This window comes from Microvirga sp. GN3, from assembly GCF_055792825.1.
Genome location: NZ_JBVVAK010000108.1, coordinates 1 through 13,040, shown reverse-complemented (window position 1 = coordinate 13,040; position 13,040 = coordinate 1). Strand labels below are relative to the sequence as shown.

The 13,040-nt window shown below is 64.2% G+C and carries 10 protein-coding genes and 1 pseudogene; 5 read left to right on the top strand and 6 right to left on the bottom strand.

From position 1 onward, the window contains the following. Positions 1-8 precede the first annotated feature (8 nt). From ACS5Q1_RS33830 to ACS5Q1_RS33815, 4 genes are all read left to right on the top strand, one after another. Complete coding sequence (locus tag ACS5Q1_RS33830; protein ID WP_473102328.1) at positions 9-2,669, top strand: nitrate reductase; 2,661 nt, start codon at positions 9-11, stop codon at positions 2,667-2,669. Further along, positions 2,641-4,119, top strand: coding sequence for a siroheme synthase CysG (gene cysG, locus ACS5Q1_RS33825; RefSeq protein WP_473102327.1), 1,479 nt, complete (start codon positions 2,641-2,643; stop codon positions 4,117-4,119). The genes ACS5Q1_RS33830 and cysG overlap by 29 nt, the downstream gene beginning before the upstream one ends. A 13-nt stretch (positions 4,120-4,132) precedes the next feature. After that, the gene (locus ACS5Q1_RS33820; protein WP_473102325.1) at positions 4,133-5,344 is read left to right on the top strand and encodes a nitrate/nitrite transporter; all 1,212 of its coding nucleotides are present in this window, start codon (positions 4,133-4,135) and stop codon (positions 5,342-5,344) included. 169 nt (positions 5,345-5,513) lie between these two features. Continuing rightward, entirely contained in the window at positions 5,514-6,341 is an 828-nt protein-coding gene (locus ACS5Q1_RS33815) for a uroporphyrinogen-III synthase (RefSeq protein WP_473102324.1), read from the top strand. Between the two features lie 89 nt (positions 6,342-6,430). On the opposite strand, the gene ACS5Q1_RS33810 is transcribed toward ACS5Q1_RS33815, so the two are convergent. The 6 genes from ACS5Q1_RS33810 to ACS5Q1_RS33785 all read right to left on the bottom strand — a co-directional run bounded on the left by ACS5Q1_RS33810 (position 6,431) and on the right by ACS5Q1_RS33785 (position 12,287). Continuing rightward, positions 6,431-6,754 (bottom strand): hypothetical protein, encoded by a 324-nt coding sequence (locus tag ACS5Q1_RS33810; RefSeq protein WP_473102323.1) that lies wholly within the window; start codon positions 6,752-6,754, stop codon positions 6,431-6,433. A gap of 307 nt (positions 6,755-7,061) precedes the next feature. Beyond that, positions 7,062-7,937, bottom strand: a complete 876-nt coding sequence (nadC, locus tag ACS5Q1_RS33805) for a carboxylating nicotinate-nucleotide diphosphorylase (RefSeq protein WP_473102322.1) — start codon at positions 7,935-7,937, stop codon at positions 7,062-7,064. Next, on the bottom strand, positions 7,934-9,535 hold the full coding sequence (locus tag ACS5Q1_RS33800; RefSeq protein WP_473102321.1) for an L-aspartate oxidase: 1,602 nt from the start codon (positions 9,533-9,535) through the stop codon (positions 7,934-7,936). Before ACS5Q1_RS33800 ends, nadC begins: the two co-directional genes overlap by 4 nt. Before the next feature lie 9 nt (positions 9,536-9,544). Further along, positions 9,545-10,543, bottom strand: a complete 999-nt coding sequence (gene nadA, locus ACS5Q1_RS33795; RefSeq protein WP_473102319.1) for a quinolinate synthase NadA — start codon at positions 10,541-10,543, stop codon at positions 9,545-9,547. Positions 10,544-10,699: 156 nt separating this feature from the next. Next, a complete protein-coding gene (locus ACS5Q1_RS33790) occupies positions 10,700-11,686 on the bottom strand; it encodes an NUDIX hydrolase (protein WP_473102318.1) in 987 nt (328 codons plus the stop codon). 403 nt (positions 11,687-12,089) lie between these two features. Continuing rightward, positions 12,090-12,287, bottom strand: a complete 198-nt coding sequence (locus ACS5Q1_RS33785) for a hypothetical protein (protein ID WP_473102317.1) — start codon at positions 12,285-12,287, stop codon at positions 12,090-12,092. A gap of 506 nt (positions 12,288-12,793) precedes the next feature. Here ACS5Q1_RS33785 and ACS5Q1_RS33780 point away from each other — a divergent pair. Continuing rightward, positions 12,794-12,895, top strand: a pseudogene (locus ACS5Q1_RS33780) (dodecin family protein); the annotation flags it as partial. Between the last annotated feature and the right edge of the window lie 145 nt (positions 12,896-13,040).

The following is a 13,040-nucleotide window of genomic DNA, read 5'->3' as shown; positions in this document are numbered from 1 at the left end:
GAGGGGGAATGGCGAGCGGCACCCCGATCCGGACCACATGCCCCTATTGCGGCGTCGGCTGCGGCGTGGTGGCAACGCCGCAGGCGGATGGCTCGGTCGCGATCAAGGGAGATGAGCAGCACCCGGCCAATGAGGGCCGTCTCTGCTCGAAGGGGTCGGCGCTGGGTGAGACGCTGAGCCTCGACGACAGGCTCCTCATTCCGGAGGTCGATGGGCGCCGTGCGGGATGGGACGAGGCGCTCGAACTGGTGGCGCGGCGCTTCTCCGAGACCATTGCCGAGCACGGGCCGGAATCCGTCGCCTTTTACGGCTCGGGCCAGCTGCTGACCGAGGATTACTACGTCGCCAACAAGCTGATGAAGGGCTTCATCGGCGCGGCCAACATCGACACCAATTCCCGCCTCTGCATGGCCTCGTCGGTCGCCGGCCACGTCCGCGCCTTCGGTTCCGACACCGTCCCCGGCACCTATGAGGATCTCGAGGAAGCCGATCTCGTCGTCCTTGTCGGCTCCAACATGACGTGGTGCCACCCTGTCCTGTTCCAACGACTCCTGGCAGCCCGCGAACGTCGCGGCACGAAGATCGTCGTCATCGATCCGCGCCGCACCGTGACGGCAGAGGCTGCGGATCTCCATCTGGCAATCGCCCCGAATTCCGATGTGGCGCTCTTCGCCGGCCTGCTCGATCATCTCGATCGGATGGGCCTGTGCGACAACGACTATGTCGACAGCCACACCTCCGGCCTCGATGAGGCTCTGCAGGCCGCGGGCGAATGCGGCTTTCCCGGAGCGCTTAACGCAACGCGCCTGCCAGTCGAGCAGCTGCGCGAATTCTTCACCCTGTGGAGCCGCTCCGAGCGCGTGGTGACCGCCTATTCGCAAGGCGTGAACCAATCCGTCGTCGGCACCGACAAGGTCAACGCCATCATCAACTGCCACCTGTTCACCGGCCGCATCGGGCGGCCCGGCAGGGGGCCGTTCTCGTTGACTGGCCAGCCCAACGCCATGGGCGGGCGCGAGGTCGGCGGGCTGGCGAACATGCTCGCGGTTCATCTCGACATCAACAGCGCAAGCCATCGCGAGCTGGTTCGGTCGTTCTGGGGCAGCCCCGGAGTCGCTGCTCGTCCCGGTCTTAAGGCTGTCGACCTTTTTCGCGCCGTCGGCGAGGGGCGGGTCAAGGCGATCTGGATCATGGGCACCAACCCGGCCGATTCCCTGCCGGACGCCGATGCGGTTCAGGATGCTCTTCGCGCATGCCCGTTCGTGGTCGTGAGCGATGTCACCCGCACCGACACGACGCGTCACGCCCACGTGCTGCTGCCGGCGGCGGCCTGGGCGGAGAAGAGCGGCACGGTGACGAATTCCGAGCGCCGCATCTCGCGCCAACGCTCGTTCCTGAAACCGCCAGGCGAAGCGTGGCCCGATTGGCGCATCATCTGCGATGTCGCATCCCGCATGGGCTTTGCCGATGCCTTCGACTATCAGTCGCCGGCCGAGATCTTCCGCGAACATGCCGCATTGTCCGGCATTGCGAATGACGGAACGCGCGATTTCGATATCTCGGCCTGTGCCGAGCTGAGCGAGAGCGCCTATGACACGCTGACGCCGTTCCAATGGCCGCGTCGGCCGGGTGCAGCACTCGACGGCGCGACCACGCGCTTCTTTGCTGAAGGCGGTTTCTACACGCCCGACCGGCGAGGGTGGTTCGTCCCGACGCCGGTTGCTCTGCAGGCGGCCTCGCCGGAGTTCCCGCTGATCCTCAACACGGGCCGCATCCGCGACCAGTGGCATACCATGACGCGCACGGCGAAGACGCCGCGCCTGATGAGCCATTACGCGGAGAGCTTCTGCGAGATCCACCCGGATGATGCCGAGGATGCTGGAATTGCGCCCGCTACCCTCGTTCGTATCGTCAGTCCGCAGGGCAGCGCCATCGTCCGCGCGCTGGTGACGGATCGCCAGCAGAAGGGCAGCATCTTCGTCCCCATGCACTGGACCGACCAGCAGACCGCGCAGGGGCGCATCGGCGCGGCGACCCTCGCGGATGTTGACCCGATCTCCGGTCAACCCGGTCTCAAGTTCTCCAGCGCGCGCATCGAGCCGTTCGATGCCATCTGGTACGGCTTCGCGGTGCTGCGCAACAGGCCTGAGACAATTCCAGCCGAGTACTGGGCGATCGCGCGGGCCGAGGGAGGCTGGCGCATCGAGCTCGCCGGTCTTGAACCGGTGGAGGATTGGACAGATTTCGCCGCCACTCTGATTGGCAGCGGCGAGAACCTGGAGACGCTGTCGTACAGCGATCAGGACCAGGCCAGCTTCCGGCTCGCGACCTTCGCGGGTGATGCCTTGCTGGGTGCGCTGTTCGCCGCGCCGCAACCGGTGGCCGTATCACGGACCTGGGCCGTCGAGCGCCTGAAGGCTCCTTCCATTGCCGGCGCCGAGCGCCTGCGCCTGCTGAGCGGCCGGCCCGGCCTCGATCAGCCCGATCCCGGCCCCATCGTCTGCGCCTGCTTTTCCGTCGGCGCCAACCAGATCGCAGCGGCGATCGAGAACGGCGCTGCATCAGTTGAAGCCGTTGGGGAAACCCTGCGCGCCGGGACGAATTGCGGCTCGTGCCGCGTTGAAATCAGGAGGTTGATCGATGCTGCAGTCCTTAAGAAAGCCGTCTGAGGCCGACCCGGCACGGCTCGGCCGGCTGGCCAAGCTGCCGGTGTTCTTCGATCTCGAGGATCGGCGCGCGGTGCTGGTCGGCGGATCGGCGGGGGCGGCCTGGAAGGCGGAGCTTCTCGCGGCCTCCGGCGCCGATGTCGACATCTATGCGACCGATCCCTCGCCCGAGATGGAGACTCTGGTGGCGCGGGGCGCGGCGGACGGTTCGCTCACGCTGCATCGGTCGGGCTGGTCGGCGGAAATCCTTAAAGGCGCTACTCTCGCCGTTGCCGATGTGGAGGGTGAGGCAGAGGCCGAAGCCTTCGCGGCGGCCGCGCATGATGCGGGCGTGCCCGTGAACGTGGTCGACAAGCCGGCCTTCTGCGATTTCCAGTTCGGTTCCATCGTCAACCGCTCGCCGGTTGTGATCGGCATCTCGACCGACGGCGCCGCGCCCATCCTCGGGCAGGCGATCCGGCGCAGGATCGAGACGCTGCTGCACCCCTCGGTTGCGTCCTGGGCCAGCTTCGCCAAGCATGTGCGCGAACGCGTGATGCAGCATCTGCCGCCCGGCGTGGCGCGGCGCACCTTCTGGGAGCGCTTTACCGATCTCGCGTTCCAGGGCAGGCCGCCGGAAAGCTTCGGCGGCAGCGTGGAGACGGTGCTGGAGCAGATCGCATCCGCACCGGAACAAAAGGTCGGGCGCGTCACCCTGGTCGGTGCCGGTCCCGGCGACGCGGAGCTGTTGACCCTGAAGGCGATGCGGGCGCTTCAGTCGGCGGACGTGATCCTCTTCGACGATCTCGTCTCCGAGGATGTGCTCGAACTCGCGCGCCGCGAGGCGAAGCGGATGATGGTCGGCAAGCGGGGAGGGCGCGCCTCCTGCGCTCAGGACGACATCAACGACCTGATGACGCGTCTGGCGCTGCAGGGCAAACAGGTGGTGCGGCTCAAGTCCGGCGATCCGATGATCTTCGGGCGGGCGGGCGAGGAGATCGAGCATCTGGAGAAGGCGGGTATTTCCGTCGATGTGGTGCCCGGCATCACGGCCGGCATCGCGCTTGCCTCGGTGCTCGGCACATCGCTCACTCATCGCAATATGGCGCAATCCGTCCGTTTCGTGACCGGTTGCGCGAAGACCGGCCAGCTACCGAGCAGTCTCGACTGGCAGGGACTCGCCGACCCGAGCACCACAACGATCTTTTACATGGCCGGTGGCACCGCGGGCGCTATCGCCGAGCGTCTGATCGAAGCCGGATGCTCTCCGGCCCTCCCTGCTGTGATGGTATCGAACGTGTCGCGCGGCGACGAACGCTGGGCCGGTTCCATCGCCGATCTCGGCTGGGCCAGCGAAAGGCGCGATCCGACGAAGCCCGTCATCATCGGCGTGGGCCGCGTCTTCGAGAAAGCAAACCAGTCGAGCGCTCGGCGCGACTTCGACCCGCTTCGCCAGAATGCAACATACGCGTGAGGGGACAGGACCCATGATCAACAAAGAATTCCTGAAGGCTGGCCACACGCCAACGCTGTTAGCCGCCTTCTTCTATTTCGATATGGCCTTCATGGTCTGGGTCGTTCTCGGTCCCTTGGGTGTTCAGGCGGCGGCGGATCTTCAGCTCGACGCCGCCCAGAAAGGCCTCATGGTCGCCGTTCCCCTTCTCGCCGGAGCCGTTCTGCGTGTCGTCAATGGCCTTCTTGTCGATCGCATCGGTCCTAAGACAACCGGCCTGATCGGTCAGATCATCGTGATTGCCGGTCTCCTCATGGCTTGGTTCTTCGGGATTCATTCGTTCACGCAAGTGGTGCTGCTTGGCATTGTCCTCGGAGTGGCGGGCGCATCGTTCGCCGTCGCCCTCCCGCTCGCGTCGCGCTGGTACCCACCGCAATACCAGGGGATTGCCCTCGGGATTGCGGGAGCCGGTAATTCCGGCACGGTGTTCGCTGCACTCTTTGCACCAGGACTGGCGGTCATCTTCGGCTGGACGAACGTTCTGGGATTGGCTGCCATCCCGCTTGGTATTGCGTTGGTGGTCTACATCCTTGCCGCAAAGGATAGTCCCAACCAGCCACCTCCGAAGACGTTCGTGGAATATCTGGCCGTCCTGCGCGAGGGCGACGCCTGGTGGTTCATGTTCTTCTATGCCGTATCGTTTGGCGGCTTCAGCGGCCTCGCCTCTTCGCTGACCATTTACTTCAACTCGGAGTACGGGTTGAGTCCGGTCACTGCAGGCTACTTCACAGCGGCTGCCGTGTTTGCGGGCTCCCTCGTGCGCCCGGTCGGAGGCGCCTTGGCTGATCGCATCGGCGGCATTCGCGCTCTCTCGGCCATGTACATCGTCGCTGCTGTCGCCCTCACCGTTGTCAGCCTTCGTCTGCCGCAGGCGTGGATGGCTCTGGTCGTCTTCATCATCGGCATGCTGGCCCTTGGCATGGGCAACGGATCGGTGTTCCAGCTCGTGCCTCAGCGCTTCCGCCGCGAGATCGGCGTGATGACTGGTCTCGTCGGTATGACAGGTGGCATTGGCGGTTTCTATCTCGCCTCCAGCCTCGGCTACTCCAAGCAGTTGACGGGGAGCTATCAGCTTGGCTTCCTGGTTTTTGCGGGGCTCGCCGCGCTGGCGCTCCTGGGCCTGACCGGGATCAAATCGCGGTGGCGCACGACATGGGGAGCGAGCCTGGGTCTGGCCCGGATTTGAGGGTTAGGGCAACCCAGGTGATTGGCGATGGCCGGTCGAGCCGCACCGCCGGACCTAACCCGCGACGGTGGCGCAATCAGCACGAGCGGCCGAGCGCTGATGCGTCTTCGCCCATCTGGCTGATCGAAAATCCACCCACTGGTGCAGGAAAAACCGTGAAGGGAAGACGATGCTGCAGGGTCGAAGGATTGCGGTGCCCGAGAGCCGGGAGCTTGATCTGTTCGCCGGAATGCTCGAACGGCAGGGCGCCGTCGCGGTGCGGTGCCCCTTGGTGTCGATCCACGATGTGGAGGATGCCGCGCCGGTTCAGGCGTGGCTTGAGCGGCTTGCGGGAGGGCACCACGATAGCCTCGTTCTGTACACGGGGGAGGGCTTGGCCCGGCTCCTGGGGTTCGCCCGCCGTGGCGGCATCGAGGCTGAGGTGATCGCCGGCCTCCGGCGGACGCGCAAGATCGTTCGTGGGCCTAAGCCGGCCAAGGTCCTGCGCAGCGTCGGGCTCAGCCCGGACGTGACAGCAGAGGAGCCCACGACCGCTGGTCTGATCGCGACCCTGTCCACTCTCGATCTGAGGGGCAGCCGTGTCGGCGTGCAGCTCTATCCCGGCGGCGAGGATCTGCTGACGGGTTTTTTGCGAGAGGCAGGCGCTGAGGCCGATCCGATCCTCTGTTACCGCTATGCCTCGGATGAGGAGGATGAGCAGGTCGTTCGCCTTGTTGATGAGCTCGCCGCAGGAGCCATCGATCTGATCGCGTTCACCAGCACGGCGCAGGTGCGTCGGCTTCAGGAGATTGCACGACGGTTTAACAGAACATGGAAGCTTGATGCGGCGATGCACCAGATCGTCATCGCTGCAATCGGACCCGTTACGGCGCAAGCCGTTGAGGAAGCAGGCTGGCCGGTCGGGGCGATGCCGCAGGACAGCTTTCACCTGAAGCCCATGATTGTCGCGCTGGGCAAGAGGTTGTCTGGAGATCCCAGCCTCGCTCCTCCCGCCTAGCGTCGTTGTAGAGCGCCCGAATGCCCACCTCAACGGGCAACGATCGTCTGGCATGTTGTGCTCGACACAGAGAGTTTGTGTGCCGCCTCTCAGCGCCAGAGCTTGGCTGCGATTTCCGGACGGTTCTCTTTCAGCCATTGTTGAGCGTCAGACGAGTTGACGACACAATCCAGCGCGTCCCAGGTGGGATCCTCCAGTGACTCGTCTCTGAGCCGGGTGGCAGCATAAGTGACGAGTTGGTGCAGTCCTTCATAGCCCGGACGCGTCTCAAGGGCATCGGCTACCCACGTGCTGGACCAATCCTGATCAGCAAGATGAAGAATGCTCTGCAGATCGGCCTCGCGAAACCATGGCGTCGCATCGAACTCGAGCGAGAGCGCATTGTCAGCCGTGTGGCACGAGGTTCGGATCATCACGCATCTCCCGGATCAGCTTTCGCGAGTTCGGCTCTACGATGCTCGAGCACCGGCGATACATCTACCCTGCCGTCTATCTATACCTTGGGTAAAAGGATCGACTGGGATCGGAGTTCCACTGGATCCGGTCGTTCTACACTAGAATACTGCGGTTGGGGAGGAGCCTGAGACTCATTGGGCAATCGCCTTGGCAATCCGAGCAGCCCCTGGAGTTCTCCGGCTCACGGCAATCTGCGATGGCGCAGGCCTATGCAGCTCTGCCCTCCTCTGGTGAGAAGAGCACTCCAAGCAGGAGCAAGCTCCCTCACGCAACGTCCAGACCGAGATCGAGGATGGGCGCGCTGTGCGTGATCCAGCCGGTCGAGATCAAATCCACGCCCGTTGCCGCGATCGCAGGTGCGGTTGCCACCGTCACTCGGCCGGAGGCTTCCGTGATGGCTTGCTTGTTCACCCGCCGAACGGCCTCTGAGAGGGTAGCAGGGCTCATGTTGTCGAGCAGGATCGCGTCGGCGCCAACCTCGAGCACCTCATCCAGCTGATCGAGAGTATCCACTTCGATCTCTATCTTCACGAGGTGGCCAACCGCGGCTCGAGCACGTTCCAGGGCTGGCTTGACGCCTCCGGCAATGGCAATGTGGTTGTCCTTGATGAGAACCGCATCATCGAGCCCGAAGCGATGGTTGCCTCCCCCGCCAGCCCGGACAGCATGCTTCTCGAGCGAGCGCAGTCCTGGTGTGGTTTTGCGCGTGCAGACGATCCGAGCATGCCCATGGGGCCGGGTAACGTCGACGAGAGCCGCGGTCGCCGTTGCAATGCCCGACAGCTTACAGAGCAGATTGAGAGCCACACGTTCCGCCGAGAGAATACTTCGGGCCGGACCATCCACGCGGAGAACAGCCTCTCCTCGTTCCACCCGGCTGCCGTCGGGCCGGTCGACGGCTACCGTGACGGCAGAGTCGATCAAGGTAAATGCCAGAAGCGCTGCGTCGACGCCTGCAACCACACCTGGCTCCCGGGCCACAATGGCGCCACGCAGTCTGGCGTCAGCGGGAATGACGGCATCCGTCGTGATGTCGCCGGCCCGACCCAGATCCTCGAGCAGCGCTGCATGCACAATGGGCTCCACCAGCAGGCGCGGGAGCGGAGCTAAAATGTCTCGTGTGGTGAGGATTGGCTTCATGCAACTCTCCTGACAGGCAGCGCTGTCTCAACGTCGATCTCGGCTGCAATGCACAGCCCCTGGTCGAGGGTCATCTCGGAATGCTTTTCCGGCATCAGGTCGGGATGATCCCGTCGCTGATGGGAGCCCCGGCTCTCTTTCCGGATGTAAGCTGCGACTGCAATCATGAGGCCGACGATGGTGGCGTCGTGAAGTCCCCTCGGGTGTGCGTCACGCGTCAGCGCACGGAGTTGGCGGACGGCCCGCTGCAATCCGGTCGCATCACGAAGCACACCCACGTGCCGGTCCATGGCCGTTCGGATCTCCCCCGGCCACGGGGAAGGGTGATTACCAGAGCTATATCCCTTCCACATGGCGGAAGGAGGGGAGGGCCACTGTCCCATTGATGACTGGCGTGTCATTCCCCTGATGTCGTCCGCAATCCAGGCCGCATAGGCCAGCGCCTCGAGCAGGGAGTTGCTCGCCAGCCGGTTCGCCCCGTGCAGGCCTGTTGACGCGACCTCGCCACAGGCCCAGAGCCCCTCGACCGAGCTGCGGCCCTGACCGTCCACCTTGATCCCGCCCATGTGATAGTGAGCGGCGGGACGCACAGGGATTGGATCGCGAACCGGATCCAAGCCAGCGGCCCGGCATAGCTCTGTCACGCCAGGGAATTTGCTGGCGAGGCTGCCCCCAAGTACGTGTCGCGTGTCGAGGAGTACGCGTTCACCGGCGCAGATCTGGGCGAAGATCGCCCGCGCCACCACATCGCGCGGCGCCAGCTCCGCTCCGGGGACGCCTTGCATGAAGCGCTCGCCGCGACTGTTGACGAGCACCGCCCCTTCGCCACGCAGGGCCTCGGTGGCCAGCGGCATCGGATCACGACCAGCCGCGATGGCGGTGGGATGGAACTGAACGAACTCGAGATCGCGCATGATAGCTCCCGCACGGGCTGCCAGCGCCAGTCCCGCACCTCGGGCACTCAGGGGATTGGTGGTATGGGCGTAGAGACCTCCGATCCCGCCTGTTGCCAGCACCACGGCTCGGCCGGGGATCAGTATAGGCTGATCGCTGCCATCGGGTCCCCAAGGAGCGCACAACACGCCGGTCACTGCGCCATCCGCATCCAGCGCCAGATCCGTGACACGGTGGTTCTCCAGGATCTGAATGGAAGGAGCGTTCCTGGCGGCATGGATGAGCGCGTCCAGAACACTCTTGCCGGTTCGATCGCCATCGGCATGAACGATCCGCCGGCGCGAGTGGGCGGCTTCCAGGCCCAGGATCAGGTTGCCATCACATCCAGCTCGATCGAAGGAGGTGCCCTGAGCAACCAGCCATTCGATGCAGGAAGGAGCAGCGCCAGCGATGCGGGCTGCGACATCCGGTTCACTGAGACCGGCACCCGCTTGGAGGGTGTCGGCCGCGTGCAGGGCAGGGTGGTCATCGGCTCCGAGGGCGGCTGCTATCCCACCTTGCGCCAGCGGCGTGGAGGCGTGCTGCCCCAGGGGAGAAGCTACAAGCAGGGTCACGGGCAGCGGCGCCAGCTGCAGGGCGGTTGCGAGCCCGGCGATGCCGCCGCCCACGACCACCACACGGTCGTGCGGATGGATGGTTCTCATGGTCGGCCCTCAGCGAACAGCGAGCATGCGCTCGACCGCCAGCCGCGCCCGCTGGGCCACCGCCGGATCGATGGTGACCTCATGCCGGTGCTGCTCGAGAGCCTGCCGGATCTTGGGCAGGGTGATGCGCTTCATGTGCGGGCACAGGTTGCAGGGCCGCACGAACTCAACCTCCGGGTAGAGAGCCGCCACGTTGTCGCTCATTGAGCACTCGGTCACGAGCGCGACCCGGGCCGGCCGCTTCTCGCCGACAAAGTCGGCCATGCCGGCCGTCGACCCGGCAAAGTCGGCCTCCGCCACCACCTCGGGCGGCGCCTCCGGGTGAGCCAGCACCACCACGTCCGGGTAGCACTCGCGCACCGCGCGGATATCCTCGACCGTGAAACGCTCGTGGACCTCGCAATGCCCCGCCCAGGTGATGATCTCAATGCCGGGGACTTGGGCTGCCGTGTTCTGGGCCAGGAACTCGTCCGGCAGCATGATCACGCGATCAACCCCGAGTGACTCAATGACCTTCCTGGCGTTGCCCGAGGTGCAGCAGATGTCCGACTCCGCCTTCACGGCAGCCGACGTGTTCACATAGGTGACGACCGGCACGCCCGGATAGTGCGCCCGCAGCTGACGGACATCCTCTGCAGTGATCGACTCAGCCAGGGAGCAACCGGCCTCATCATCCGGGATCAGCACCGTCTTGTTCGGATTGAGCAGTTTGGCGGTCTCCGCCATGAAGTGCACGCCCGCGAGCACGATCACGTCGGCATCTGTGTTCACGGCCTCACGAGCCAGTGCCAGGCTATCGCCGACGATGTCGGCCACCGTGTGGAAGATCTCAGGCGTCTGGTAGTTGTGGGCGAGAATGACCGCGTTGTGTTCCCGCTTGAGCGCAAGGATGGCCGCGATGTCGCTGGCATAGAATGGCCATTCCATGGCCGGAACGTGATGCCTGACACGCGCGTAGAGCTCGGGCAAGGGCAGGGGCGCAGACACCATTGAAGCCGCAGCGGACATTGTGATCTCCTATGCTCACAGCGAGCATTAATTAATCGTACTTATACTCCTTTGGAGCATTACGCAGTCATAAGAAAGCCGGCTGGATAGCCGGCACAGGAATAATGCTAGACACGAGTATAAACTGGCGTCAACCCACTTTCGGTCTCAACGGGCTTATCGTAGGCGGGGCAACCGCACGCCGGGGGCGGGGCGCTCGATCAGAACCTCGCGCCGGAAGCACACCAGCCGGGCCGGGCGCCCGCCCGTCTCGGTTGTGACCTCACCGGTTTCCTCCACCAGACCCTGCACCTCGACCAGGCGGCGGAAGTTCTGCTTGTGAAGCCGAATTCCGGACAGCGCCTCGACCGTCTTCTGGAGATCCAGGAGCGTGAACGCGGCCGGCATGAGCTCAAAGATCACGGGCCGATACTTGATCTTGCCGCGCAGGCGGCCGATCGCCGTCGCGAGAATCCGCCGGTGGTCCAGTGCCATCGGCAGACCGGGTGCAAGCCGCACCTTGGACGACACAGGTGGCTGTGTGTCGCGGAGTGCCTCAGGAACGAGGCCGGCCTCGAACAGGAGCTCGTAGCGCTCCAGGACGCGTTCATCGGTCCAGGTCTCTGCCCCGAACCCAAAGGTGAGCTCGATTCGCTCCTCGCGGAAGTGTCGAAAAGGTTTGCCGCCGGCTCGCGCCCAGGCCTTCAGGCGCGGCTCAATCACATCCAAGGCCTTGGGCCGGCCCTCGCGCCAATCCTCCCATGGCAAATAGCTGTACCAGTTCCGCCACGCGGCATGGGCCAGGCCTGCTGGCCGGGCTTCGCGTACGAGCGCCAGATAGGCAATCGACAGCGCATGTCCCGCACCTGAGACATCCGCCTCAGTCCGATCGCGATCACCAAAGGTATAGAGCTGCTCGACGTAGCCCAGGGTCAGCTGGGTCTGCTCGGCCACCCAGGTCCGCAACCCCATCTCCAGCGTGCGGTGCTGCGACTGCAAGGGACCTGAAGGAAGGCCGTCAGGCTGCTGCGGAGTGGCCCGGACGGTGAGGACCCGCGGCTCGTCGGGCGTGGCCGCCATGATCACGGCACTGAGATCGACAGTGGGAGCCACATGAGGCTGCACGCGGGTCTTTGGTCGTCGGGCGGGAGAGGAAGAGGCCATGGGTACTCAAAAGCGCACAAGACACGGGAGAACCACGATAGGTGGATTGAACCCCTCGGTCGAGACGAACTTTGGATGTGATGAGGCAACCGCCCTCAGGCGCTTTGGACCGTCCATGAAGCTGAAAGTGCAGCGGCCACACGAAATGAGACGAGATCAGGTCAAGCGGGCATTGGCGCCAGGCAGCCGGGGAGGCGGAACCAGGGATGACCGCTCGCCCGAATCGCTCTTTCCGATCGACTGCGGCAATTGTGCAACGCACAAATTCCTGCTCGGGGCGTTGTCCTGTCGGTCAAGGGGAATTGGTCAGATGGGTCGCAAGCAAACACCTGCCGAATGGAGTCGTCGAAGAACACGCCATGATCCTCCCGCACTCAACGAAGCCATCGCAGCCGCTCAAGGTTTAACCGGGCACATCGAGGCTCAGATCGAGATCGCAGCGCAGTTGATGGGCTTGCCAGAGGCTGAGGTCCGGCCGGAGGTCCTGAATGCAGCAGAGAGCACTGCTGCAGTAGTGATAGGGGCGGCTCGCGCCCGCCCGCGTCAGGCCCCAGTGGTTATTGTCGAGCGCAGAGGCTCTCGAGGTCCGCGACGATGACATCGGCGATCGTCTCCCGGCAGGGGAACTTCGTAACAACAATGCCCCGTCAACTGGATGATTGGCCCCGCAACTCCGCCAGACGTTCACTCTTCTCCAGGGAGCCATTCGATGATCCGATTTCCCTTGCAGGCGCGCCACGGCCGCATCCTTGGTCAAGGATCACTGTGCGAAACTCGTTTCACAAGGCGGGCTGCGCGGTGATCAGGCGGTTCGTGAGTCCCAGACCAACTTCCAATGTACTGGTTGATAGCATTCTGCTGGCTACGGCTGTGACAGCAGGCGGTTTCGCTCTCCTGTTGTGTGCGCAACTGCCATAGCGGCAGGTTGCGAAATTCCGTCATGTGGCGGCTCGAAGCACCATCCGGAGCGTGGTGGCTGACGGCCTTATTAACCTGTTCGATGGCTCGACGGGGCCATGAACCCGATCGATCTTACGGAACATCGCGCGACTAGCAGCCTCGGTTTCAGGCTCTATCTGCCCTCCGGTCCATCATCAGGAGCGTGCCATGTCGGATCATGTCTACAAGATGGTTGAACTCGTTGGTTCGTCGGAAACCAGCATCGAGGATGCCATCCAGACAGCCATCAAGCGCGCGAACCAGACATTGAGTGTGTTTCGGCGTGCAATGTTGGCTCTGACGCAGATTTGGTGCAGTTGAGGACTGGATTGATGCCGTCTTCCAGAAGGAGGCAGCCTCATGCACCGAAGCCTACGCCTCTCAGCTCTGATCCCGCCCGGCTTGGTCGTGGATC

Bases quoted from the DNA above. Each gene is read 5' to 3' on its own strand.
- ACS5Q1_RS33830 (WP_473102328.1), top strand. From the start codon at position 9: ATGGCGAGCGGCACCCCGATCCGGACCACATGCCCCTATTGCGGCGTC.
- cysG (WP_473102327.1), top strand. From the start codon at position 2,641: ATGCTGCAGTCCTTAAGAAAGCCGTCTGAGGCCGACCCGGCACGGCTC.
- ACS5Q1_RS33820 (WP_473102325.1), top strand. From the start codon at position 4,133: ATGATCAACAAAGAATTCCTGAAGGCTGGCCACACGCCAACGCTGTTA.
- ACS5Q1_RS33815 (WP_473102324.1), top strand. From the start codon at position 5,514: ATGCTGCAGGGTCGAAGGATTGCGGTGCCCGAGAGCCGGGAGCTTGAT.
- ACS5Q1_RS33810 (WP_473102323.1), bottom strand. From the start codon at position 6,754: ATGATCCGAACCTCGTGCCACACGGCTGACAATGCGCTCTCGCTCGAG.
- nadC (WP_473102322.1), bottom strand. From the start codon at position 7,937: ATGAAGCCAATCCTCACCACACGAGACATTTTAGCTCCGCTCCCGCGC.
- ACS5Q1_RS33800 (WP_473102321.1), bottom strand. From the start codon at position 9,535: ATGAGAACCATCCATCCGCACGACCGTGTGGTGGTCGTGGGCGGCGGC.
- nadA (WP_473102319.1), bottom strand. From the start codon at position 10,543: ATGTCCGCTGCGGCTTCAATGGTGTCTGCGCCCCTGCCCTTGCCCGAG.
- ACS5Q1_RS33790 (WP_473102318.1), bottom strand. From the start codon at position 11,686: ATGGCCTCTTCCTCTCCCGCCCGACGACCAAAGACCCGCGTGCAGCCT.
- ACS5Q1_RS33785 (WP_473102317.1), bottom strand. From the start codon at position 12,287: ATGTCATCGTCGCGGACCTCGAGAGCCTCTGCGCTCGACAATAACCAC.